Genomic DNA, 25,806 nt, shown 5'->3' on the forward strand with positions numbered 1-25,806 from the left:
GCTATCGACGGACGGGGAATTACGCAGGCGTGCCAACTAATCTTGATCTGAAATATTCCAGACACATGAATTACTATTCGACTTCTCTTCGCAGGTGCACAATTGACGTTGACGTAAACGAAAAGTGGGTTCCTCCGCGCGGGGTGCGGCGGTTAACCCTAGTTGTGCGCCGTCGCGGTGGAGAAGGGGCGGGCAGCCTTGCCTGTTGCCCAGCTGCGATTGGGCTTCGCCTGCATCCGAAAGCGCAGCTCGCCGCCGGCGACGATCTCGTCGTGGCGGAGATACGAGCGATCCAGCGCGCGACCGTTGAGGGTGACTGCGCCGATATAGGGGTGCGCGTCGTCGAGCCCGTCGGCAACCACGGCGAAGCGCTTGCCGTTCGGCAGGTTGAGCGTGGTGCGATTGGTGAAGGGGCGCCCGATGACATATTCGAGGCTGCCCGGCGCCACCGGATAGAAGCCGATCGCCGAGAAGAGCAGCCAGGCCGACATCTGACCGAGATCGTCATTGCCCGAAAGCCCGTCGGGGCTGGGCTTGTACTGGCTGTCGAGGATCTGCTTGAGCCGCTCCTGCGTGCGCCACGGCGCGCCGGCATAGTTGTAGAGATAGGCGACGTGGTGGCTGGGCTCGTTGCCGTGTATATACTGGCCGATCAGCCCGGCAATATCTTCGGCATGACTATAGTCGAGCTTCGAATTGTCGAAATCGAACATCTTGTCGAGCTTCGATACGACCGCCTTGTCGCCGCCCATCAGCGCGAACAGCCCCGCCTGGTCGTGCGGCACGAACCAGCTATATTGCCAGGCATTGCCCTCGGTATAGTCCGAACCATAGTTGATCGCAGTGGGATCGAAGGGCGTGCGGAACGCGCCGTCTGATTTGCGGGCGCGAACGAAGCCGGTGCCCTTGTCGAACGTATTGCGCCAATTGGCGGCGCGCTTGTCGAAGGTCGCGGCCACGTCGGTCTTGCCCATTGCGCGCGCCATCCGCGCAATCGTCCAGTCGTCATAGGCATATTCGACGGTCTTCGACGCGGCCTCGGGCTCGCGGTCGATCGCGACGTAACCGTGCTGCATATAGTCGTCCAGCCCGCCATACGGGGCGTAGCTCGCGCTTTTGACCATCGCGTCGAGCGCGTCGTTCGCGTCGAAGCCGCGCACGCCCTTGAGATAGGCGTCGGCGATCACCGGGACGGCGTGATAGCCGATCATTGTCCAGGTCTCGCGGCCGTGGAACTGCCAGACCGGCAGGATGCCGTGCGGGCTCGCCGCCTGGCTGGCGAGGAGCGAGTTGACGATGTCGCTGTTGACCTTGTCGGGCTGGACGAGGGTGAGCAGCGGATGCTCGGCGCGGAAGGTATCCCAGAGCGAGAAGGTCGAGCGGAAGGTGAAGTCCTTCGCCTGGTGGACCTGGTCGTCGGGGCCGCGATAGCGCCCATCGGCATCGCCCGCGATCGAAGGGGCGATCAGCGTGTGGTAGAACGCGGTGTAGAGCATCTTCCGCATTGGCGCGGGGGCGTCGATCTCAAGCGCGCCGAGTTCGCGCTGCCATGCCGCGGCAGTGCCTTGGCGGACCGCGTCGAAATCGCCCGGCTCGGCAGCGAGGTTGGCGAGCGCGCCGGCCTCGTCGACCATCGATAGCGCGACCTTCACTTCGAGCGGGCGATCGAGCTTGCCGAAGTCGAGTTGCGCGACCAGCGCGCGGCCCGATAGCTGGGAGAGGGCGTTCGAGCCGCGGCCCGGCGCCTGGAAGCCCCTATACTCGACCTTTTCCTCCTTGTTGAGGAAGGCATGGCTGGTCAGCGGCGCGGAGAAGCGCATCGCGAAATGGAGTTTCCGGCCCGCCGACCAGCCGCGGGTCTCGCGCGTGCCGGTGATCGTGCCGTCGGGGTGGAGGCGCAGCGACGACCACAGGATCTTGCCCGGATAATTGTACAGCGACGAGCGCAGATCGAGCACGAGGTGCGCGGCGGCGCCGGGCTGGAAGGTGTAGCGGTGGATGCCGATACGGGTGCCCGCAGTCATCTCGGCGCGGACCTTCGCGTCGGAAAGGGTGACGGCGTAATAGCCCGGCGTGGCGGTCTCTTCGGCGTGCGAGAAGCGCGAGCGGTAGCCCGAGCCGGGCGTCTTGGCATCGCCGGGCTCGAGCGCGACCGTGTCGCCGCTCGTCGGCATGACGAGGAAATCGCCGAGATCCGAATGGCCCGCGCCGGAGAAATGGGTGTGTGAGAAGCCCTGGATCGTCGGATCCTCGTAGCGATAGCCCGCGGCGTGCGGATAGCATTCGCGGATCACGCAGGTGGTGTCGGTGTCGGGGCTCAACTGGACCATGCCGAACGGTGCGACGGCGCCCGGAAACGTGTGGCCTTCGCCGCCGGTGCCGATGAAGGGATCGACATCGGCGATGCCGCCGGGCGCGGGGGCGGGAGAGTCCTGCGCGGGAGCGGCAGTAGCGAGGCCGAATGCCAGCGCGGCGATGCTGATCTTGCTGGTGATACGCATGGCATTTCCCTCCTCGGCGCTGTCGCGCTTGTCGCTGGAACGAGCGCTAGCACGCTCGCCGGACAGGCAAAATCGCCTTGTGATCTCGCGTCCGGTCCTTGTGCGGGAAACTGCCTCAAGGCCCTGCGGCTTTCAATTGACAAAATGATTTATTTAAATGATCTCTCGCGTCCAAGGTCGCGAACGGACGGGTGAAAGCGCGTCCAAGACGATTCGAAGGGGAGGCCGAACTCCCCTCACAGGGCAGGGAGAGGATATGACGGTTCGGTCGCAATTCGCTTCGAATATGGTACGGCGGCTGGCGCTGCTGACGACTGCGGCGGCGCTGCTAGGCGCGCCGGTCTCCGCACAGGATCGCACCCGCTCGACGCAGCCGGTCGACCTCGCCAATCCGCTGGTCGGCACTGCGCCGCTGGATCGCCCCGAGCTGATCGGCAACGCGCCGCCCGCGGGCGAGCCGCTCTATTCGGGGCTGACTTCGCCCGGCGCGCGGCTGCCGCACAGCGCCGTCGAGGCCGCGCCGATCAATTCGAATGTCGAGCTGAGCTATCCCTGGGGCGTCGCTACCCCCTATTACTATACCAACCCGACGATGATCGGCTTCACCGGCGGCGGCGGGCCGACCTATGGCGCGCGCGCGACGCCGACGCTGATGCCGATCGTCGGCGACTGGACGGTGCCGCCGGTCTATACCGAAGCCTATTACGACAAGGCGCGCGAGACGGCGTCGCCGGGCTATTATTCGGTGTTCCTCGATACCTTCAAGACCAAGGTCGAACTGACCGCAACGCAGGCGACGTCGCTGATGCGCTTCACCTTCCCGGCGACCGAGCGCGCGCATGTGATCCTCAATCTGCAGGGTCGCGGCGGCAGCGTGGAGATCGTCGGCGATCGCACTGTGCGCGGCGTGATCACCGGGCGAGGCGACAAGGACACGCGCGACGGCCGCTATTTCGTCGCCGAATTCTCCAAGCCGTTCAAGCGCTTCGGCACCTTCCGCAAATCGCCCGGCACCAATCGCGGCTATGGCATCGGCGACAAGGACGTCCAGCCCGACACGCGCAGCATCGAGGGCGGGTTTGCCGGCTCCTATCTCGACTTCACCACCAAGGCGGGCGAGGCGGTGCTGGTCAAGATCGCGCATGGCGCGAGCTACGAAGGTGCCGAGGCGCGGCTGCGCGCCGAGAGCCCGGGCTGGGACTTCGACGGCATCCGGGGCAAGGCGCGTGCCGAATGGGCGAAGCTGCTCGATCGTGTCCAGGTCAGCGGTGGGACACCCAAGCAGCGCATGCTGTTCTATTCGACGCTGTTCCAGTCCTTCGCCAGCCCGCGGCTGGTCGCGCGGAAAGGCGAGGCCTTCACCGACGGTAACGGCAAGACCCAGACCGCGGGCTACGACCGCTACGGCCCGGTGCCGTTCTGGGATACCGGCCGCAACCAGATCGTGCTGCTCGAGTTGATGGAGCCCGAGGTGGTGCGCGACATCATGCAGTCCGAGCTCGACATGGCACGCGAACGGGGGTTCATGAACACGTCGTTCCATGCCGACAATGCCGTGTTCCTCTATCTCGGCGCGATGCGGCGCGGCATCGCGTTCGACTATGAAGCGGCCTATGCGTTTCTCCGGAAAAACGCGACCGATCCCAAGGGGCCGCGCGACTTCCTTGCCGAATATGACAAGCAGGGCTGGATCTCGGACGAGATCCCCAAGGGCAATCCCAGCCCGCCTTATGCCGGCGGCAAGGCCGGCGTCGCCAAGACGATGGAATATGCCTGGGACGATCATGCGATGGCCGAGATGGCCGAGCGGCTCGGCAAGCGCGCCGACGCGCAGTTGTTCCGCAAGCGCGCGGGCAATTGGCGCAACGTGTTCGATCGCTCGATCGGCTTCGTCCGGGGCCGCACCGCCGACGGCAAGTGGATCAGCCCGTTCGATCCGGCCGAACCCTATTACAACTTCATGATGAAGGAGGCATCGGGCTGGTCGACGCTGTGGCTGGTGCCGCACGACGTCCAGGGGCTGATCGATGCGCTCGGCGGTCGAACCGCATTCAATGCTAAGTTGGACGAATTTTTTACCAAACCGTACAATCCGACCGGCATCTGCCGCGATTGCACGGGGATGATCGGCCAGTACGTCCACGGCAACCAGCCCGACCAGCAGGCGCCGTTCCTGTATGCGTGGAGCGGCCAGCCGTGGAAGACGCAGGAACTCAGCCGTCGCGTTCTCGACGATCTCTATGGCAGCGATGCCAGCGGCTATGGCTATTCGGGAATGGACGACCAGGGTGCCACCTCGTCCTGGTACGCGATGGCCGCACTGGGCTTCTATCCGGTCGATCCGTCGAGCGACGAATATATCATCGCAAGCCCGCTTTTCGATCGCTCGGTGCTCCAGATGGGTAACAACAAGACGCTGGAAATCACCGCCAGGAACAATTCGGCGAAGAACCTCTACATCCAGTCGGCGACGCTCAATGGCCGTGCCTGGACCAAGCCGTGGTTCCGCCATGCCGATATCGCGAACGGCGCCAAGCTGGTGCTGACGATGGGGCCGAAGCCGAGCAATTGGGGCGGCGCTCCCGGCGATGCGCCGCCTTCGATGACGCGACACTAAAGAGGATATTCATGCGCACGATGATCCTAGCCTCGATGCTGGCCTTTCTTCCGGCCAGCGCGGTACTGGCGCAGGAAGCGCCGAAGGGCGACAAGGTCTATACCGGCGCGATCGCCACGCGCTGGGGCAAGGCGGTGACCCCCGAAAATGCCTGGCGCAGCTATCCGCGCCCGCAGCTTCAGCGCGACAAGTGGCAGAATCTCAACGGCCTGTGGGACTATGCGATTACCAGGGCGGGGACGCCCCAGCCCACCAAGATGGACGGCAAGATCCTGGTGCCCTTCGCCGTCGAATCGCGCCTCTCGGGCGTCGCGCGGAAAGTCACGCCCGACGATCGAATCTGGTATCGCCGCACCTTCACCGTGCCGGCCGACTGGGCGGGACAGAACGTTCGGCTCAACTTCGGCGCGGTCGACTACGAGGCGGTGGTCTGGGTCAACGGTTCTCCGGTCGGTGCGCACAAGGGGGGCTCCGACGCATTCGGTTTCGACATCACTGCGGCGCTCAAGCCCGGCAGCAACGAAGTCGTCGTCCAGGTCGCCGATCCGACCAGCGCGGGCAGCCAGCCGCGCGGCAAGCAGATCCTCGAGCCCGAAGGCATCTGGTACACTGCGTCAAGCGGGATCTGGCAGACCGTGTGGATCGAGCCGGTCTCCAAGCTTCACATCGCCGACGTCCGCGCGACGCCCAACATCGATACCGGCAGGATCGAAGTCGATGTCGCGCTGAGCGCCTGGGCGAACGATACCGACGCCGTACGTCTCACCGTCCGCTCGGGCGGCCAGCCGATCGCCTCGACGATCGTCCGCGCCAATCGCCATGCCAGCATCGCGATCCCCAACGCGCATCTCTGGTCGCCCGAGGACCCGTTCCTCTACGATCTCGATGCCGAGTTGGTGACGATCAAGGACCCCTATGCCGGCAAGCCCGAGCGCAACCGCGTCGCCTATGACTCGCGCTTCACCACCGGCGAGAGCGAAGCCTATGCCGGCGCGCAGGTGACCGGCGCGCCGCGCGACACGGTCAAGGCCTATTTCGCGATGCGCAAGATCTCGGTCGGCCCCGGCACGGTGACCGGCCAGCCGATGCTGCTGCTCAACAACAAGCCCTATTTCCACAATGGCACGCTCGACCAGGGCTGGTGGCCCGACGGACTACTGACCCCGCCGTCGGAAGAGGCGATGCGCTACGACCTCGAGTTCCTGAAGAAGGCCGGGTTCAACATGGTCCGGAAACATATCAAGGTCGAGCCGGCGCGCTATTATTACGACACCGATCGCATGGGCATCTTGGTGTGGCAGGACATGCCCTCGGGCGGCGGCGAGGACCAGTTCCTCGCCGGCACAAGCCAGAGCCAGGCGATTTTCTCGTCGGACATGATCAGCGACCAGCAGGCCGAGCTCACCCAGATGATCGGCGAACTGCGTGCCTTCCCCTCGATCGTGATGTGGGTGGTCAACAACGAGGGCTGGGGCCAGTATGATTCCGCCACGCTGACCAAGCTGGTGCGCGGCATGGACCCGAGCCGGCTGGTCAATTCGGACAGCGGCTGGCTGGACGTTGCCGGACGCGATTCCGACGTGTTCGACATCCACACCTATGAGGATGTGCCCAAGGTGCCGACACGCCAAGCCGAGCGCGCGATCGTGATCGGCGAATATGGCGGGGTGGGGCGCCCGATCGACAATCATCTGTGGCGCGCGGGCAAGCGCAACTGGAGCTATCAGGTCGCCAAGGACGCCGACGACTATCTCGCGCGCTACAAGCGCAAGTTCGACGAGATCGTCCGCCAGGCCAGGGTCTATGGCCTCAGCGCCGCGGTCTACACCCAGACCACCGATGTCGAGGGCGAGATCAACGGGCTGCTGACCTATGATCGCGCCGTCGCCAAGGCCCCGGCCGAGGCGTTCGCCGCGATGGCCAAGCCGCTCTGGGAAGAGTCGGCGCCGGCGGTACCGCCGGCCAAGGCACCCTGATCCAACGATAAAAACCCGCCGTTCGGCGACCAAGGTTAACGGGTCGTCGAACGGCGGAAACAAACTGACCCGATCTAATTGACAAATTGATTTTAGTATTCAGAGGATGATCGGGACAGGTGCACGCGCTGCAAGGGGCTCGCGGCATCGACAACAGCCGGAGGCGAGGACGCCACGGCAATGGGAGGAGAGAGAACATGAAGTTCCAGCAGTTCGGAGCCTGGGGTGGGGCTCGCCAGCGGATCGCACGAGATCTGATGCTGTCGGCAAGCGTGTTCGTCGCGCTGAGTGGCGTGGCGCACGCGCAGGATGCTGAGCCGCAGAGCGCGCCGGCAGCGCCGAGCACCGCAGACGGCAATTTCGAGAATGTGCAGGTCGAGGCGCAGGATATCGTCGTCACCGGCTATCGCGGGTCGATCGAGAAGAGCGTCCAGCAGAAGCGCGAGGCCAACGCCTTTATCGACGTGATCACCGCGGAGGATATCGGCAAGTTCCCCGACAAGAACGTCGCCGACGCGCTTCAGCGCGTGCCGGGCGTGGTCATCACCCGCGATGGCGGCGAAGGCTCGCGCGTCAGCATCCGCGGCCTACAGTCCGGCCTTACCCAGACGCTGCTCAACGGCAACTTCCTCGCCGGCGCGGACAGCGGCCAGCCACAGCGCTCGTTCAATTATGTCATGTTGCCGGCGAACTTCATCGCCAGCACCGAAGTCTACAAGTCGTCCGAAGCGCGGCTCGAGGAAGGTGGCGTCGGCGGCACCATCATCCTGAACACGCGGCGCCCGCTCGACGTCGAGGCCAATAGCGGCTTCATCTCGGTCGAAGGCGTCTATGCCGACACCACCAAGAAGTTCGAACCGCAGATCGGCGCGCAGTATTCGTGGAAGAACCAGGACGAGACGCTCGGCCTGCTGGTCGGCGGCGTCTGGCAGAAGCGCTCGAACCGCGAACTGCGCAGCAATGCCGGGCCGTGGCGCTGGTGGAGCGATCGCAACGCGCAGGGCCAGGTGATCACGCCTGCCGTGGACGTCAACGGCAATCCCTATGAGAATAACGACGCGATCTCCTATTGGCCCGGTCAGGGCCAGACGATGCAGAACGGCATGCATTATTCGGGGTACTGGGCGCCGCAGAACGTCTCGGCGGAGGTGTTCGACCAGGATCGCGAGCGTTTGGGCATCCAGGCGACCGCACAGGTCAAGCCGTTCGACGAACTGACGATCACCGCCAATTATTTCCGCTTCCAGTACAGCAGTGATTTCGTCGCGAACCGCGTCTCGATCCCCGAATGGGGCTATGGCCAGTTCTGGAACGGCGTGACGTTCGACAAGAGCAACACGATCTTCCAGTCGGCCAGCTTCGCCCTGCCGGCCGCAGGCACCGGATGTCTGGTCCAGACGCCGACCAACCCGCGCGTCTGCACGATGGAAACACCGTGGCTGACCGGCACCTACAGCCGCGAGAAGCAGGTCTCGAACACCTATGAGGCCGAAGGCAAATTCGAGAGCGGCCACTTTGCCGCGACGCTCAAGATCGGCGAGACGCGCGCCGAGGGCGGCCCCTCGACGCGCTTCTCGGTCGCGATCAAGCCGCGTCTGACCACCCAGAGCGGCGCCGATGTCAACGGCAGCGCGCTGAGTGCCTGGGACATCAGCAGCGGGCGGGTGAATTTCGAGTTCTCGCCCGACGTGCTCGACAATCTCAAAAAGGGCATTGCCGGCGTCGATATCGGGTCGACCGGTTCGGGCTTCGACAACAGCGAGATTTCGCAGCGCTACGTCCAGTTCGACATGACCCGCAGCTTCGACAATAGCTTCCTCAACTCGATCCAGCTCGGCGGCAAGTTCCGCAACCTGCAGATCGAGCGCGAGACCGGGCGCAACGAATGGTATGCCAATGCAGCGACGCTGCAGCGCTATCAGGATACGCCGCAGGGATCGGTCGCGCGGCCCGAGTTCTTCTACGACCAGCCGATGGACAATCTGATCGGCGGGTTCACGACGAACATCATGCCGGGGATCAACTTCGAGCGCTACTACGCCTATCTCAACGAGACTTATGGCGACGCGGTCCGCGTTCCCGAGCCCAACAACCTCTATCGCATCAACGAGAAGGTCTGGGCAGGCTATGCCCAGATCAACTTCGGCAGCGGTGGCTTCCGCGGCAATATCGGCCTGCGCGTCGCGAAGACCGACCAGTCGGGCAACACGTCGGATCGCCTGCAATATCTCGACGACTATTGCGTCAATGGTCCGGGTGGCTCGTTCGACCCCAATCGGCCGGTCGGCGCCGACGGCAACTGCACGGTGCTGCCGCTCAGCCAGCGCGAACGGATTATCAACGTCCGCGTCAACGAGGCCCGCGACTATACCGACTGGCTGCCGAGCTTCAACGCATCGTATGAGCTCACGCCGAACCTGATCGTCCGCGCCGCAGCCGCCAAGGTGGTTTCGCGTCCCGCGCTCTCGGACCTGGGGGGTGCGCGATCGCTGACCTATCGCTCGGCCGCCTATGCGTTCGATCGCAACCAGTTCGGCGAGTTCGAAGGCTGGTCGGGCAGCGGCGGCAATTCGCAGCTCAATCCGTTCTCGGCCTGGCAGTATGACCTCGGCCTGGAATGGTATTTCCAGCGTGGCTCGGTGATCGGCGCGACGCTGTTCCGCAAGGACGTGTCGGACTTCGTGGTGCCGCTGGTGCTCGACGTCACGCGTGAAGTCGCGGGCCAGCAAGTGCTGATACAGCCCTTCTCGACCGTCGCCAACGGGTCGAACGCGCGTTCGCAGGGTGTGGAGGTCTATGCCCAGCACACGCTGCCCTTCGGGCTGGGTGCGCAGGTCAACTTCACCTATAACGACACTTCGGTGGCGGACGTTTCGCTAGACGGAGAGTCGGTGGGCAGTTCGCCGCTGGTCGGCAGCTCTAAGACACAGATCAACGGCTCGATCTTCTACGAGCGTGGGCCGATCCTGCTGCGCGCTTCGTACAACCGCCGCGGCGAAGTAGTCGGTGGGCTGTCCTCGGGGCTCAACGTCTACACCGCGCCCTATGAGCAGGTGGATCTCAACGCCTCGTACGAGATCCGCAAGGGTCTCCTGCTCAGCGCGTCGATCATCAACCTGACCAAGTCGGAAGAGAGCCAGTATCTCGGCAACGACACCAAGGCGCGTTTCACCAACATCAACTATTTCGGCAGGCGGGCATATGTCGGCCTGTCGTTCAACTTCTGACGCGTCACGTTTGACGCGCACCTGATGCCCCCAAGGCAACTAGGAGGTGGCCCGATCCCCCCGGGCCACCTCCACCTTTATGGTTGGTTGCGGGCATCGGTCAGGGCAGATTGGGGGCAGGAGAGTGGGGCGATGAAGACGATGATCCGGACAGGGCTGGCAGCGGCCGCCGCGCTGCTCGTTGCGGGGTCGGCACCCGCGCCGAACCCGATCGTGCCGGGCTGGTATGCCGATCCCGAGATCCACGTCTTCGGCGGGCGCTACTGGATCTACCCGACCTATTCGGATCACGGCGCAGTGCCGGACACGTCACCGGGCTTCACCACGGCGCAGGCCGAATTGCGCAAGCAGAAGATGGTCCGCCCCTCTTACGGCATTCAGACCTTCTTCAACGCCTTTTCCTCACCCGATCTGGTCCATTGGACCAAGCATGGCCATGTCTTCGACGTCAAGGACGCCGCCTGGGCCGCCTTCGCGATCTGGGCGCCCTCGGTGATCGAGGCGAACGGCAAATATTACATGTTCTTCAGTGCGAACGACATCCAGAGCGATGCCGAGACCGGCGGGATCGGCCTAGCGGTGTCGGACAAGCCGGGCGGGCCGTTCAGGGACGCGCTCGGCAAGCCGCTGATCGACAAGTTCCACAACGGCGCGCAGCCAATCGATCCCTTTGCCTTCCGCGACAAGGACGGGCAGGTCTATCTTTATTATGGCGGCTGGCAGCACTGCAACGTCGTCAAGCTGAGCAAGGACTTGAAGTCGATCGTGCCGCACGCGGACGGCTCGACCTTCAAGGAGATCACACACCCCGGCTATGTCGAGGGCTCGTTCATGATCGAGCGCAAGAGCGTCTATTACCTGATGTGGTCCGAGGGCGGCTGGACCGGCCCGGATTACAGCGTCGCGTATGCGATGGGGCCGGGGCCGCTCGGGCCGTTCAAGCCGATGGGCAAGATCCTCCAGCAGGATTTCAAGATCGCGCGCGGCGCTGGGCACCATTCTGTGGTCAACGTGCCGGGCACCGACGAATGGGTGATCGCCTATCATCGCCGTCCGCTCAGCGAAACCAGCGGCGAGCGCCGCCAACTCGCGCTCGACCGCATGGAATTCAACGCCGACGGGACGATCAAGCCGGTGGTGATGACCAACGATGGCGTCGCGCCGCGGCCGATCCGGCGCGCACGATGACCAACTGCAATTCTGGGGGAGACGTATTTTGAAGACCTTTGCTCGATCGCTGCGTATCGGCGTCGCCCTTCTCGCGACCACCGGGCTGTACTTGCCCGGCATCGCCGCGCACGCCCAGTCGGCGCAGAAGGAATGGCTGGTCGATCTCGCCAATCCGCTGATGGGCACCGATTCGAGCTACGAACTGTCCTATGGCAACACATATCCCGCGGTCGCGGTGCCGTGGGGGATGAACTTCTGGACCCCGGTCACCGGCGAGATGGGCAATGGCTGGGGCTATACCTATGACGCCAACAAGATCAGCGGGATCAAGCAGACCCACCAGCCCAGCCCGTGGATGAACGACTATGCCGCGTTCGAGCTGATGGCGATGACTGGCCCGGTCAAGCTCAAGCAGAAGGACCGCGCCTCGTGGTACAGCCACAAGGCCGAGGAGAGCCGGGCGTACAAGTACAAGGTCTATCTCGCCGATTACGACGTGACTGCCGAAGTCGCGCCGACCAGCCGCGCCTCGCAGTTCCGCTTCACCTTCCCCGAAAGCGACGATGCGCACATCCTGCTCGACGCGTACAACAAGGGCTCGATGGTCACCGTCGACAAGGCGCGGCGGCGGATTACCGGCTACGTCCGCAACAATAGCGGAGGCGTGCCGGCCAATTTCCACAACTACTTCGTGCTCGAGTTCGACCGCGACTTCACCGTCAGCCGCACCTGGGACGAGAACTGGCAGCTTCGCGACAATGCCAAGAGCGAAGGCGCGCATGTCGGCGCGGTAGTGAGCTTCAAGACCAGGAAGGGCGAGCAGGTCGGCGTCAAGGTCGCCTCGTCGTTCATCAGCCTCGAGCAGGCCGAGCGCAACCTCGCGCAGGAAGTGGGCCGCGACAGCTTCGACCAGACCGAGGCCAAGGCCAAGGCGATCTGGGAGAAGGAATTCTCGCGGATCAAGGTGAGCGATCCCGATATCGACAATCGCCGCACCTTCTATTCGGCGCTGTACCGCATGCTGCAATTCCCGCGCGCCTTCCATGAGGTCGATGCGCAGGGGCAGACGGTTCACTACAGCCCCTATGACGGCAAGGTGCATCCGGGGCCGCTGTTCACCGACAACGGCTTCTGGGACACGTGGCGCGCGGTCTTCCCCTTCTTCGCGCTGATGTATCCCGAGGTCGACAGCCAGATCATGCAGGGGCTGGTCAACACCTACAAGGAATCGGGCTGGCTCCCCGAATGGGCGAGCCCGGGGCACCGCAACGTGATGATCGGATCGAACTCGGCGATCCTCATCGCCGACGCCTATCTGAACGGCGTGCGTGGCTTCGATGTCGAGACGCTGTACGAGGCGATGGTCAAGAACGCGACGACGTCCGAAGGGCGCCCGCGCGACAATCGGGGCAGGGTGCTCACTGCGGTCGGCCGCGAAGGCGTCGAGCTCTACAACAAGCTCGGCTACGTTCCGTATGACGTCGGCATCAACGAGAGCGCGGCGCGCACGCTCGAATATGCCACCGCCGATTTCGCGATCTCGAAGCTCGCCGCAGCGCTCGGCAAGACCGAGGACGCGCAGAAATACGCGGCACAGGCGCAGAATTACCGGAAGCTGTTCGACAAGCAGTCGGGCTGGATGCGCGGGCGCAACCAGGACGGCAGCTGGTCGACGCCATTCAACCCGCTGAAGTGGGGCGATGCCTTCACCGAGGGCAATTCGCTGCATTACAGCTGGTCGGTGATGCAGGACGTCCAGGGGCTCGCCGACCTGATGGGCGGCGACAAGGCGTTCGTCGATCGGCTGGACTCGATCTTCTCGACCCCGCCTTTGTTCGACGACAGCTATTATGGCCAGACGATCCACGAGATCCGCGAGATGCAGATCGTCAACATGGGCAATTACGCGCACGGCAACCAGCCGATCCAGCACATGATCTATCTCTACGACTGGGCCGGCGCGCCGTGGAAGACGCAGTTCCACGCCCGCAACGTGATGAAGAAGCTCTACTCCTCTGCGCCCGATGGCTATCCGGGCGACGAGGATAATGGCCAGACTTCGGCCTGGTACGTGTTCTCCGCGCTGGGCTTCTATCCGGTCACCCCGGCGGTCGGCGAATATGCGATCGGCAGCCCGCTGTTCCAGAATGTCGAGCTGACCATGCCGGGCGGCAAGAAGTTGACGATCCAGGCGGCCAACAACAGCGCGCAGAATGTCTACATCCAGTCGGTCACCTTCAACGGCAAGAAGCACGATAAGACCTGGCTCACCCGCGAGGCGCTCCAAGGCGGCGGCACGCTGCGCTTCGTGATGGGGCCGACGCCGAACAAGGCATGGGGGGCGAGCAAGTCGGCGGCGCCCTTCTCGATGAGCGCACCGGGAGCGGCCAAATGAACCGTCGTGAAATCATCGCCGGCGCGGGCGGTGTCGCGCTGGCTGCCGGGCTCCCCCGCATGGCGTTCGCGCAGGGACTGGTGAGCAAGCGCCCGCCGGTGGCGGAGCGCCGCTTCACCAGCAAGGCGGTCGAGGCCGAGATCGCGCGGGTAAAGAAGAAGATCGTCGATCCCGAACTCGCCTGGCTGTTCGAGAATTGCTACCCGAACACGCTCGACACCACGGTCACGCTCGGCGAAGTCGACGGCAAGCCCGACACCTTCGTCATCACCGGCGACATCGACGCGATGTGGCTGCGCGACAGCTCCGCGCAGCTCCAGACCTATGTCCACCTGACTCCTAGGGACGCCGATCTCCGCCGGCTGTTCCACGGCGCGATGCAGCGCCAGGCGCGGTGCATCCTGCTCGATCCATTCGCCAACGCCTACACCCGCGATCCGACCGCGAAGTCGAACCTGCCGGCGATCAACGACAAGACCGACATGAAGCCGGGCGTCGCCGAGCGGAAATGGGAAATCGATTCGCTCTGCTACACAATGCGGCTGGCGCATGCGTACTGGACCGCGACGCGGGACAAGGCCCCGTTCGATGCGCTGTGGGGGCAGGCGATGGCGCTCGCGGTGGCGACGCTGCGCGACCAGCAGCGCAAGGACGGCCCCGGCGGCTATCACTTCCAGCGTGTCGATCCCTCGCCGACCGAGACGCTGATGTTCGCAGGCTTCGGCGCGCCGACCAAGAAGGTCGGGTTGATCCATTCGGGCTTCCGCCCCTCGGACGATGCCTGCGTCTTCCCGTTCCTGATCCCGTCGAACCTGTTCGCAGTCTCGGCGCTCAAGATGCTCGCCACGGTGCTGCGCGAGGCGCGCGGCGACACCACTGCGGCGGCCGATGCAGAGGCGCTGTCCGCCGAGGTGCGCCAGGCGCTCGACGCGCACGGCAAGATGCCCGATGGCCAGGGCGGCGAGGTCTGGGCGTTCGAAGTCGACGGCTATGGCAATGCGATTTTCATGGACGACGCCAATGTGCCCAGCCTGTCGGCGCTGCCGCTGCTCGGCTCGGCCGAGCGTAACGATCCGCTGTATCGCCGCACTGCCGCGCTCGCGTGGAGCCCGCGCAACCCGTATTTCTTCAAGGGCAAGATCGCCGAGGGGATCGGCGGGCCGCATATCGGGATGGACATGATCTGGCCGATGTCGCTCATTACGCGGGCCCTCATGAACGACGACGTCGCAGTGGTCGGCAAGTGCCTTGCGACGCTCAAGGCGACGCATGGGGGCACCGGCTTCATGCACGAGAGCTTCCACAAGGACGATCCGACCAAATTCACCCGCAGCTGGTTCGCCTGGGCCAACGGGCTGTTCGGCGACCTGATCCTCGACATCGAGAAGCGCGCGCCGGCGCTGCTCGGCCAGCGCCTCTGACCGGAGCAAGACCGATGATCGCCGCAAATCGTCGCGAGCTGCTCGCAGGGGCGGGGCTGGCAGCGCTCGTCTCGTCGACGCCCGGCCTGGCCCGCGGGCAGCGGGCTCCGGCTGCCACCAAGCCCGACCTCTTCATCGGCACCGGCGGGCACGGCCATACCTTTCCGGGGGCGTCGCTGCCTTTCGGGATGGTCCAGCTGAGCCCCGATACCGACAATGCGCGCTGGGACGCGTGCTCGGGCTATCACCGCACCGACACCTCGATCATGGGCTTCTCGCACACGCACCTCTCCGGCACCGGGATCGGCGACATGCTCGACGTGCTGGTGGTGCCGACGCGCGGCAAGCTCGAGCTCGATCCCGGGAAGCTCGACGATCCCGACACGGGCTATCGCCAGCGCTTCTCCGAGGAACATGCCGAGCCCGGCTATTACCGCGTCAAGCTCGAGTCCGGCGTCCTGGCCGAGCTGACCGTCACCGAGCGGACGGGGCTCCACCGCTATCATTTCCCGGCAGGGCCTGGGCACATCCTGATCGACTTCGCCCACATGATCCTCGACGTGTGGGACAAGGGCACGATCGTCGACCAGGCCTCGCTGTCGATCGACGCGAGTGGCGTGATCACCGGCAGCCGGCGCGTGCATCGCTGGGCCAAGGGGCGCCACATCCACTTCGCGCTCCAGCTCTCGCGCCGCCCGAGCCGTGTCGAATTCTTCGGCGACGGCAACAAGCCTGCCGGCGCCAAGGGCGTCACCGGCAACAAGCTAAAGCTTGCCCTGTTCTTCGACGAGGCCGGTGGCGCGCCGATCCTGGTCAAGACCGGCGTTTCGGCGATCGACGTCGCGGGCGCCAAGACCGCGCTCGCTGCCGAGGCACCCGGCTGGGATTTCGATCGCGCCGCCACCGCCGCGCGCCGCGCATGGGCGAAGGAGCTCGATTGCGTCCGCGTCGAGGGCGGCAGCGCCGACCAGCGCACGATCATGGCGAGCGCGCTCTATCACTGCTTCCTCGCGCCGACGCTCTTCACCGATCGCGACGGCCGCTATGTCGGCATGGACGCCAAGGTCCATCAGGCGCCCGCCGACACGCCGGCGTTCAGCACCTATTCGCTATGGGACACTTATCGCGCGCTGCACCCGCTGCTGACGCTGGTCCAGCCCGAGCGCGCGGCGATGTTCACCCGCGACCTGATCCGCCAAACCCAGCAGAGCCCCTGTGGCCCGCCGGTCTGGCAGCTCCAGGGGATCGAGACCGGCTGCATGATCGGCTGGCATTCGGTCTCGGTGCTCGCCGAGGCGAAGGCCAAGGGCATACAGGCGGATTATGCCGCGGCCTGGCCCAATATCCGCCGCCGTGCCTTCGATCGCACCTTCAAGGACAGCGACGGCTCGCTAGGCCGCGGATATTATTACGACCTGAACTACATCCCTGCCGACAAGATCTGGGAATCGGTCAGCCGTACCCAGGAATATGCCTATGACGATTGGGCGATGGCGGTGCTCGCCGATGCTGCCGGGGCGAAGGATGACGCCGCGAAGCTGCGTGAACGTAGCCGCAATTATCGCAACGTCCTCGATCCCAAGACGCGCTTCGCCAAGCCCAAATTCTCGGACGGCAGCTGGTGGGCGAACTACGACCCAATCCAGATCGGCCATGACGTCAAGAAGCACCGCGATTATACCGAGGCGAATGGCTGGCAGGCGACCTTCCTCAACCAGCACGACGTCTATGGCCTGATCGAGCATTTCGGCGGCGACGCGGCGTTCGAGAAGCAACTCGACGCGCTGTTCAACGCGCCCTCGACGCTGCCCGAGAACGCGCCGCCTGACATTTCAGGGCTCGTCGGCCAGTACGCGCACGGCAACGAGCCCAACCACCACGTGGCCTATCTCTACGCTTATGCCGGCGCGCCCGCCAAGACCCAGGCGATGATCCGCCGGCTGTGCACCGAAATGTACAAGGCCGATCCCGACGGCGAGATCGGCAACGACGATTGCGGCCAGATGAGTGCGTGGTTCGTGCTGAGCGCGCTCGGTTTCTATCCGGTCGATCCGGTGAGCGCGGTGTACGTGCTGGGATCGCCGCTGTTCGACAAGGCCGAGGTGCGGCTGGGGCAGGGGCGGACGCTTCGCGTGATCGCCCGCGGCAATGCCGCCGACGCGCCCTATGTCCAGTCGGTGCGCTGGAACGGCAAGCCCTGGACGAAGAACTGGATCGACCATGCCGATCTGGTGAAGGGCGGCGAGCTGGAGTTCGTGATGGGCAACACGCCTTCGCGTTTCGGCACCGCCAAGGCGGACCGGCCGCCGTCGTTCGGGCGCGGGGCCGCTTAGAACCAGCGTCCTCCGGCGAAGGCTGGAGCGCTGGGTAGCTAAGGTCGGCGCCTCCCAACGCTCCGGCCTTCGCCGGAGCACATCGGTCAGGCCGAAGCCTTCCACAGAGCCGCCTGTTTGGGCAGCAGGAAGTGGCTGAACGGCAGGATCGCTGCGCCCACGGCGGGCGCATCCTCGGACAGCGCGGCACGGATGACCGGCGCGACCGTCGGCAACACCCCGGCGCGCTCCTGCATCAGCTCGTTGGCGCGTTCGGCCAGCCGCTCGAGCAATGCAGTCGGCAGCCGGCCACCGATGAGCACCGCCGCCGGGTTGATCAGGCAGTTGATCGCGTCGAGCGGGACGGTAAGCTGGCGTGCCGCATCCTCGATCCATGCGGCGACGCAGGCGTTGGTCGCGTCGTTTGCGTCGGCGGCGCCCATCACGTCGGCGAGCTTGCATCCGTTGCTCTCGAGATGGCGCGCCAGCCCCGACAGCGAGACCATCCGCTGGACCTCTTCGCCCGATGCCGCGCGCATGAAGCCGAGCTCGCCGCTGCGCCCGTCGGCGCCGCGCAGATACGAGCCGTCGACCACCAGCCCGCCGCCGAGCCCCGACGAGATCAGTACATAGAAGAAGCTGTTGTTGGTATGGCCGAGCCCGAGCTGCATCTCGCCCATCGCCGCGGCGGCGGCGTCGTTCTCGACGAACACCGGCAGGTCGAGCGGTTCGCGGAACAGCGCGGCCATGTTGGTCTTGTCCCACGCTGCATAGTCGGCGGGGCGGCCGGGCAACTCGACGCGCCCGAGATCGTCGGGCACCGCGACGCCGATCCCTACCACCTTGGCGACATCGACTCCCGCTTTCCGGAGCATGTTCTTGATCGATTTCCGGTAGAGCGCGCGAACCTGGTCGGGCAGCGCGAAATCGACTTCCTCGGAGACGCGGGTAAGCGTTTCGCCCGAGAAATCGACCAGCACCAACGTGATATGATCGCGGTCGATATTGACGCCGATCGAATAGCACGCGTCGGGGCGGACGACGAGCTTGGTCGGCGGCTGGCCGCGCCCCCCGCGGCGCTGCCCGGCCTCGTCGATCAGGCCGTCCTGGAACAGCCGCTTGGTGATGTTGGCGATCGCCGGGCCGGTCAGCCCGGTGATTCCGGCGAGCTCGACGCGGGTGAGCGGGCCGAGCACGCGGATCGCGTGGAGCGTCACGCGCTGGTTGTGATCGGCAGCGCGCTCAAGGTTGGTGCCCGATAGCCGCGGGCGCGTGCGGGTGGTGGCCGTCATGCGTCGGCGCTATCCATCTTGTGCAAGCCTGTCATCCTTGACCCTCGACTGTCCGTTCCATCGTCTCCAGCGCCACCCCGCGCGTTTCGGGGAAATAGCGCCAGATCACACCAGCCTGCACCAGCATCGCGCCCGCGAATAGCCAGAATGGCAATGCCTGGGTATATTGTGCCACCACAGGAAAGCCGAATGCGATCAGCGCATTCACGCCCCAATGCGTCGCGCTGCCCAGCGACTGGCCCCGCGCGCGCACCGCGGTGGGGAAGATCTCGGAGAGATACACCCAGATCACCGCGCCCTGCGAGATCGCGAAGAACAGGATGAACCCGATCAGCGCGGGCAGCAGCAGCGTCTGGCCCTGACCGGTCGAGTAGATCAGCGCCACCGCGGCGAGCGCCACCGCGGTGCCGAGCGCACCGACCAGCAGCAGCGGCTTGCGTCCGACCCGGTCGATCACCGCCATACCCAGGATCGTCGCGAACAGGTTCGCCACGCCGATCGCCACGGCCTGGAGATCGGCCGAGACGCTGTCGAACCCCGCCGCGGCGAAGATGTCGCCGAGATAATAGAGGATCGCATTGATCCCTGAGAGCTGGTTGAACATCGCCAGCGCGATCGCGAGCAGGATCGGCTTGCGGTGGAGTCGCCAGCTGAGCCGATCGTCGCCCGGCGCCGTCGCGCCCCGGGCGAATTGCGGGAGCAGCACATCGGGATCTCCCATCGAGAGCGTGCCGATCGCCTGCCGTGCCTCGTCGGTGCGGCCACGATGCGCAAGCCAGCGCGGGCTGTGCGGAATGCGCAGCAGCAGCGCGAGGAAGATCAGCGCGGGCACCGCCGCGACGCCGAGCTTGATCCGCCATGCCAGGTCGCCCTCGATCGCCTGCGCGATCCGGAAATTGCTGACGTAGGCGGCGAGGATGCCGATCACGATGCTAAGCTGGAAGAAGCCGACGAGCATGCCGCGCCGCGCGGGCGGGCTCACTTCGGTGATATAGACCGGCGCGAGCACTGAAGAACCGCCGATCGCGAGCCCGCCTAGGAAGCGGAACGCGACGAGCATCGCCAGCCCGCCGCTGAACGCCGATCCCACGGCCGAGACGATATAGGCGATCGCGATCCAGACCAGCACGGTCCGGCTGCCATGCCGGTCGCCGGGCCCGCCCGCGCCGAGCGCGCCGACAAGCGTTCCGACCAGAGCCGCGGAGACTGCGGCGCCCAGTTGCGCCGGCGAAAGTTCGAACGTCCCGCGCAATGCGTCGGTCACCCCGGCGATCACCGCGGTATCGAATCCGAACAGCAGCCCAGCCAGGCTGGCGGCGATAATCGCCGAGGGGTTCAGCTTGTTGCCTGCTGCACTCATCGCTTTCCTCTCCCCGACCGTTGTTCGGCCATTGAATTATGAAATTTGGATTATTAATGCGGTGACAGGGCTGCGCAAGCCCAGGGATTCACAGGCGGACAATAGCCGCGAAAGGGAGGGGTATGTCGAACGCATCGTCGTCGTCCGAGGCAGTGGACGTATCGGACGGCGCTGCGGCCGGCGCATTGCCCTATGCGGGGGTCGAACTGGGTGGCACCAAATGCGTCTGCACGCTGGCGTTCGGACCCGATCGGGTGTTGGACCAGCGCACCGTGCCGACCACCAGCCCGGACGAGACATTGCCCGCTTTGCTTGCGATCCTGCACGATTGGGATGCGAAGGGCGGTTTTGCGGCACTCGGCATCGCCTCGTTCGGGCCGATCGATCTCGATCCGCGGTCGACCGATTATGGCCAGATTCTCGCGACCAACAAGCCGCGCTGGCCGGGCACCGACGTGCTCGGAACGCTATCGGCGCCGTTCAGCGTGCCGGTGGGGCTCGATACCGACGTCAACGGCGCGGCACTGGCCGAGATCGCCTGGGGCAGCGGGCAGGGGATGGAAGACTTCGCCTATGTGACGATCGGCACCGGCATCGGCGTCGGCCTCATCGTCCACGGCCAGCCGACCCGTGGCTTCGCGCACAGCGAATGGGGCCATATGCGCGTGCCCCGGCTCGCCTCCGACGATCATCCCAGCGTCTGCAACTTCCACGACGATTGCGTCGAGGGACTCGCTTCGGGCTCGGCGCTGGTGTCCCGGCTTGCCGGGCGCGGGGTGAGCGAGCTTGCCGAGAACGATCCGGTGTGGGAGCCGATCGTCAAATATATCGCGGCGATGGCGCACGCTCTGGTGTGCGGCGCCGCGCCGCGCCGAATCGCGATCGGCGGCGGCGTGCTCACGGCCCAGCCGCATCTGCTCGCGCGGATCGAAGACGCGCTCGCAAAGAGTCTCAACGGCTATATGCAACTCCCCGAGGGCGAGCAGTATGTCTGCCGGCCGGCGCTAGACGGCATGGCGGGGCCGCTCGGCTCGATCGCGTTGGCCATCGCGGCTGGCAAAGCCGGCTGAGCCGTGCAACCAAGCACAACAAATGCGGGCGGCAACAGCCCGCGAGACCAGGAAGGATAAGCCCTTGGCGCGTTCGAGCTCGACGAGCACCACGCTGGCATTCGCCGCCGTCACCACCTTGTTCTTCGCCTGGGGGTTCATCACTTCGCTGATCGATCCGCTGGTCGCATCGGTGAAGGGCATCTTCACGCTGACCAATTTTCAGGCGCAGGCCGCCGCCTCGGCCTTCTTCGCGGCCTATGGCCTGGTCTCGTTCCCGGCCGCGGCACTGCTCTCGCGTGCCAAGTCGATCCCGACGATCCTGATTGCGTTGGGGCTGATGATCGCCGGCTGCCTGGTGATGCTCGCTGCGGCCAATCTCGCGGTGTTCACCCTGGTGCTGCTCGGCTTGTTCATCCTCGCCAGTGGGATCACCATCCTGCAGGTTGCTGCCAACCCGCTCGCCGCAGCGCTCGGCGATCCGCGCTACAGCCACCTCCGGCTGACGCTCAGCCAGACCTTCAATTCGTTCGGCACCTTCCTCGGCCCGTTGCTCGGTGCCCACCTGTTCCTCAAGGGCGTCGAAGTGAAGAAAGGCGAAGTGATCACCGATGCGGTGCGCGCGCAGGCGCTTGCCGGGATTGACTCGGCCTATCTGTGGATCTGCGGGCTGATCGCCGCGCTCGCGCTGTTCTTCTGGCTCAGCCGCCGGATCGTCACTTCGGCCGCGCCGCCGGTCGCCTCGACCGCGGGGCTGTTCTCGGCGCTCAACTCGCGCTGGGCGCTGTTCGGCGGGCTGGCGATCTTCCTTTATGTCGGCGCCGAAGTCGCGATCGGAACCCAGATGGCGCTGCTGCTCAACGACAATAGCGTGTGGGGCCGCTCGGACGCGGCGTTCGGCGTGCCGGTGCTCGGCTATCTGATGGGCAGCGACGGTGTCCCCGGCGTGTCGCTCCAGGAAGCCGGCAAGGCCGTCGCGCTCTACTGGCTTGGCGCGATGGTCGGCCGCGCGATCGGCTCGGCGCTGCTCGTCCGCGTCCGCGCGCATCTGCTGCTCGCGCTATTCACGGCGATCGCCTCGGCGATGTGCCTCTATGTCTTCGCCGTCGGTGGGGTGACCGCAGGCTTCGTCGCACTGTCGATCGGCCTGTTCAACTCGATTATGTTCCCGGTGATCTTCACCCTCACGCTCGAACGCTCCACCGGCACGGTCGAATCTACCTCAGGACTGCTCTGCACGGCGATCGTTGGCGGCGCACTGCTGCCCCTCCTAGTCGGCGCATTGTCCGACGCCAATGGCTATGCCTTTGCGCTGATCGTGCCGGCGGCGTGCTATGCGGCGCTGTGCGTGTTCGCTTTCCTCGCAGGCCGCGCACCGATCCTCCGCCGTGAGGCGCAGGGCGTATCGCTACACTGAGGTACGCCACCCCCATCCGTTCGTTTCGAGCGAAGTCGAGAAACGGCCACCAGTACCCAGATCCGTTTCTCGACTACGCTCGAAACGAACGGTGGGATGGTGAAGCAGCGGTTAGCTGCCCAGCAGCAACCGCGCCTGGGTGCCCCAGCCGCCGATGAACAGGTCGGCGATCCCGTCGCCGTCGACGTCGCCGACCGCCATGCTCCAGCTCCGGCCCTGGGTGACGGTCGGGATCGTCGCCGCGGTGAGGTCGCGGAACCTCCCCTTGCCGTCATTGGCATAGGCGCGGACCTGCATCGGCTTGAACCCGGGCACGTCGATCGCGCCGGCGATGATGTCGGGGTGCCCGTCGCGGTTGAAGTCGACCACCGCGCCGCCCCAGCTCGAGAAGCGGTTGGCGGGCAGCCGTGCCGCAGTCTCGTCGACGAAGCGGCCCTTGGCGTCCTGCATCAGCAGCCGCGCCTGCGGATCCTTCTCCCATTTGCCGGCATTGCTCGTCAGGTTGAGCAGCAGGATATCGAGCCGCTTGTCGCCATTGGCGTCGAAGATATGGACTTCGCGTGTCTCGAGCGGCGTGAGCTGGTCGAGGCGGTCCGAGGCGTCGGTGAAACGGCCCTTGCCATCGTTGAGGAAGAGGCGGGTAGGGGGCGCCTCAGTCGCGACGACCATGTCGAGATCGCCATCGCCGTCGAGATCGGCAAGCGCGACGCCCTGCGCCTTGTTGGCGATCTCGGGCAGGTGACTGTTGGAAGCATCAACGAACCAGCCGGGGCGCTTGGGATCGTTCAGCCACAGGAAGTTGCGCCCGCCGTCCTCGTCCTTGACGCCGCTGATCCCCGAATTGCCGACGACGATGTCGGGCAGCCCGTCGCCGTTGACATCGCCCACCGCGAGTCCGTTACCGACGCTCATTTTCGGCAGCCGGTCGCTCGCGTCGATGAAGCTGCCGTCGCCGCGGCCGAGAAACAGCTGGTGCGTGCGATCGTCCTCGGCGACGAACACCAGATCGATATGGCCGTCGCGGTTGAAATCGGCAGCGCGGACATGCTCGGCATCGTGCGCGCGCGTGCCTAGCGCGCCCTCGCGCCAAGTGAAGCGCCCCTTTCCGTCGTTGATATACAGCCGGTTGGGCGCACCTTCGACGGCCAGCGCCGCATCGAGATCGCCGTCGCCGTCTACGTCGACCAGCGCGATATCGAGCGCATGGAGTTCGGGCGCCTGCGGGACATGCGTGGCGGTGACGTCGAGGAACCGGGTCTGCGTCGCCGGGGCTTCCGGCGTCTGCGCGTGGCAGGCGCTCGCACTCAGCAGCGCGAGCGCCCATGCCAGCGGGCGGCGGTGCCTGGGGTCATTTGTACGTGAACCCATTCCCGCCGCTCCCTTGTGGCTTAGATCGCCCCTGCCTTCATCTGCTTGACCGCATAGTCGGTCGCGCGCGCAGTGAGCGCCATGAAGGTCAGCGACGGATTGACGCACGAGACCGACGCCATCTGCGCACCATCGGTGACGAACAGGTTCGCTGCGTCGTGCGCCTGGCTCCACTTGTTGAGCACCGACTGGCGCGGATCGGCGCCCATGCGCGCGCCGCCCATCTCATGGATCGCGTCGCCGGGGACGTGCTCGCGCCGCTCGCTGGTGACGTTGGTGAGCCCCGCCGCCCGCAGCATCTTCTCGCCCTCGGTCCGCGCGTCGCTCATCATCTTGAGCTCGTTGTCGCGGAAGGTGACGTCGAAGCGCATCAGCGGGATGCCGAAGCGGTCCACCTTGTCGGGGTGGAGGCTGACATGATTGTCCTCATAGGGCAGGCACTCGCCGAATGCGCCCATGCCGAACTTCCACCCGCCATAGCCGCGCATGCCTTGCTTCATCGATGCGCCGAAGCCCTTCGGCGGCAGCGGATCGCGCCGCGCGCCGCCCTGATAGCCATAGCCGCGCTTGAAGCCGACACCCTCTTCGCCGCCGATATTGCGGAAGCGCGGGATGTAGACCCCGCCGGGGCGGCGGCCATATTCGATGAAGTCGGTCATGCCGGGAATGTCGCCCGAGATACCGACGCGGAAGATGTGATCCATCACATATTTGCCCAGCGTGCCGCTGGTATCGAAATGGCTCTTGCCACTGCCCGGGATCCGCGAATTCATCAGGATCTGGGTCGATGCCATCGCCGAGGCGCAGAGGAACACCATCCGCGCCGGGATCACTTCGGCCTGCCTGGTCTTGGTATTGACCACGCGAACGCCGGTGACCTTCTTGGTCTTGGGATCATATTCGAGGTTCGAGACCACCGAGTCCGGACGCAGCGTCAGCCGGCCGGTGGCGCGCGCCGCGGGCAGGGTGACCGCCTGGGTCGAGAAATAGGCGCCGAACGAGCAGCCGCGCCCGCATTGGTTGCGGAACTGGCACTTGCTGCGGCCCTGGGCCTCCTTGTCCTCGGTCATGTTCGAGAGGCGGGTGTTGATCAGCTTGCGTCCGGGCATGGACGATTCGAGCCGCTCTTTCACCCACTTCTCGGCAATGTTCATCTGCATCGGCGGCTGGAACTGGCTGTCGGGCAAATGGGGCAGGTTCTCGCGCGAGCCCGAGACGCCGATATACTTCTCGACATAGTCGTACCACGGCGCAATGTCGTCGTAGCGGATCGGCCAGTCGATCGCGATATTCTCGCGCTTGTTGGCCGCGAAATCGTCTTCGCCCCAGCGGAAGCTCCACCGTCCCCAGATCAGCGACTTGCCGCCAACCGCCGCAGGGCGGATCCAGTAGAACTTGTCGCCCTCGTCATAGGCATAGGGATTCAACCGGTCGTTATTATAGTATTTCTGGTTGGCTGGTGAGACGTAGCCGTGCTTGGCGATGAAATAATCGCTTTCGACCAGTGCCTTGGGCATCATGTCGCGCGCGGGGATCTCATATGCCGGCTTGCCGTCATAATCGTAATCCTCGCCATGCTCGACCATCACGCCACGGTCTAGCATCAGGACCTTGAGGCCCTTTTCGGTGAGTTCCTTTGCCGCCCATCCGCCGCTCACTCCGGAGCCGATGACGATCGCATCGAATTTTTCGGCCATTTGC

At 65.2% G+C, this 25,806-nt stretch carries 14 protein-coding genes; 9 read left to right on the forward strand and 5 right to left on the reverse strand.

Going from position 1 to position 25,806, the window contains the following annotated elements:
• Positions 1 to 158 precede the first annotated feature (158 nt).
• Positions 159 to 2,501 carry a GH92 family glycosyl hydrolase gene (locus RZN05_RS03995; RefSeq protein WP_317225331.1) on the reverse strand — a complete coding sequence of 781 codons (2,343 nt, stop codon included), beginning with the start codon at positions 2,499 to 2,501 and terminating at the stop codon, positions 159 to 161.
• 256 nt (positions 2,502 to 2,757) lie between these two features.
• On the opposite strand from RZN05_RS03995, the gene RZN05_RS04000 reads away from it, so the two are divergent.
• The 7 genes from RZN05_RS04000 (at position 2,758) to RZN05_RS04030 (ending at position 17,640) form a co-directional block, all read left to right on the forward strand.
• On the forward strand, positions 2,758 to 5,118 hold the full coding sequence (locus tag RZN05_RS04000) for a GH92 family glycosyl hydrolase (RefSeq protein ID WP_317225332.1): 2,361 nt from the start codon (positions 2,758 to 2,760) through the stop codon (positions 5,116 to 5,118).
• Positions 5,119 to 5,129: 11 nt separating this feature from the next.
• On the forward strand, positions 5,130 to 7,094 hold the full coding sequence (locus tag RZN05_RS04005; protein ID WP_317225333.1) for a glycoside hydrolase family 2 protein: 1,965 nt from the start codon (positions 5,130 to 5,132) through the stop codon (positions 7,092 to 7,094).
• Positions 7,095 to 7,291: 197 nt separating this feature from the next.
• Entirely contained in the window at positions 7,292 to 10,321 is a 3,030-nt protein-coding gene (locus RZN05_RS04010) for a TonB-dependent receptor (protein ID WP_317225334.1), read from the forward strand.
• A 132-nt stretch (positions 10,322 to 10,453) separates the two neighbouring features.
• Positions 10,454 to 11,509 carry a glycoside hydrolase family 43 protein gene (locus RZN05_RS04015; RefSeq protein ID WP_317225335.1) on the forward strand — a complete coding sequence of 352 codons (1,056 nt, stop codon included), beginning with the start codon at positions 10,454 to 10,456 and terminating at the stop codon, positions 11,507 to 11,509.
• Positions 11,510 to 11,537: 28 nt separating this feature from the next.
• A complete protein-coding gene (locus RZN05_RS04020; RefSeq protein ID WP_394804778.1) occupies positions 11,538 to 13,886 on the forward strand; it encodes a GH92 family glycosyl hydrolase in 2,349 nt (782 codons plus the stop codon).
• Entirely contained in the window at positions 13,883 to 15,307 is a 1,425-nt protein-coding gene (locus RZN05_RS04025) for a glycoside hydrolase family 125 protein (RefSeq protein ID WP_317225336.1), read from the forward strand. The genes RZN05_RS04020 and RZN05_RS04025 overlap by 4 nt, the downstream gene beginning before the upstream one ends.
• Positions 15,308 to 15,321: 14 nt before the next feature.
• Positions 15,322 to 17,640 carry a GH92 family glycosyl hydrolase gene (locus RZN05_RS04030; RefSeq protein ID WP_317225337.1) on the forward strand — a complete coding sequence of 773 codons (2,319 nt, stop codon included), beginning with the start codon at positions 15,322 to 15,324 and terminating at the stop codon, positions 17,638 to 17,640.
• A gap of 86 nt (positions 17,641 to 17,726) precedes the next feature.
• Here RZN05_RS04030 and RZN05_RS04035 read toward each other — a convergent pair whose 3' ends face one another.
• Positions 17,727 to 18,911: an ROK family transcriptional regulator gene (locus RZN05_RS04035; RefSeq protein WP_317225338.1), complete on the reverse strand. Its 1,185-nt coding sequence runs from the start codon at positions 18,909 to 18,911 to the stop codon at positions 17,727 to 17,729.
• 31 nt (positions 18,912 to 18,942) lie between these two features.
• Entirely contained in the window at positions 18,943 to 20,271 is a 1,329-nt protein-coding gene (locus RZN05_RS04040) for a sugar porter family MFS transporter (protein WP_317225339.1), read from the reverse strand.
• Between the two features lie 122 nt (positions 20,272 to 20,393).
• Here RZN05_RS04040 and RZN05_RS04045 point away from each other — a divergent pair, with 122 nt between their 5' ends.
• Positions 20,394 to 21,341 carry an ROK family protein gene (locus RZN05_RS04045; protein ID WP_317225340.1) on the forward strand — a complete coding sequence of 316 codons (948 nt, stop codon included), beginning with the start codon at positions 20,394 to 20,396 and terminating at the stop codon, positions 21,339 to 21,341.
• A gap of 64 nt (positions 21,342 to 21,405) precedes the next feature.
• Positions 21,406 to 22,737, forward strand: a complete 1,332-nt coding sequence (locus RZN05_RS04050) for an MFS transporter (protein ID WP_317225341.1) — start codon at positions 21,406 to 21,408, stop codon at positions 22,735 to 22,737.
• A gap of 111 nt (positions 22,738 to 22,848) precedes the next feature.
• Here RZN05_RS04050 and RZN05_RS04055 read toward each other — a convergent pair whose 3' ends face one another.
• Positions 22,849 to 24,105 carry an FG-GAP repeat domain-containing protein gene (locus RZN05_RS04055; RefSeq protein ID WP_317225342.1) on the reverse strand — a complete coding sequence of 419 codons (1,257 nt, stop codon included), beginning with the start codon at positions 24,103 to 24,105 and terminating at the stop codon, positions 22,849 to 22,851.
• 20 nt (positions 24,106 to 24,125) lie between these two features.
• Positions 24,126 to 25,802, reverse strand: coding sequence for a GMC family oxidoreductase (locus RZN05_RS04060; RefSeq protein WP_317225343.1), 1,677 nt, complete (start codon positions 25,800 to 25,802; stop codon positions 24,126 to 24,128).
• Positions 25,803 to 25,806: the final 4 nt, after the last annotated feature.

It is taken from the genome of Sphingomonas sp. HF-S4 (assembly GCF_032911445.1).
In the GTDB taxonomy this organism is placed as follows: Bacteria; Pseudomonadota; Alphaproteobacteria; order Sphingomonadales; family Sphingomonadaceae; genus Sphingomonas; species Sphingomonas agrestis.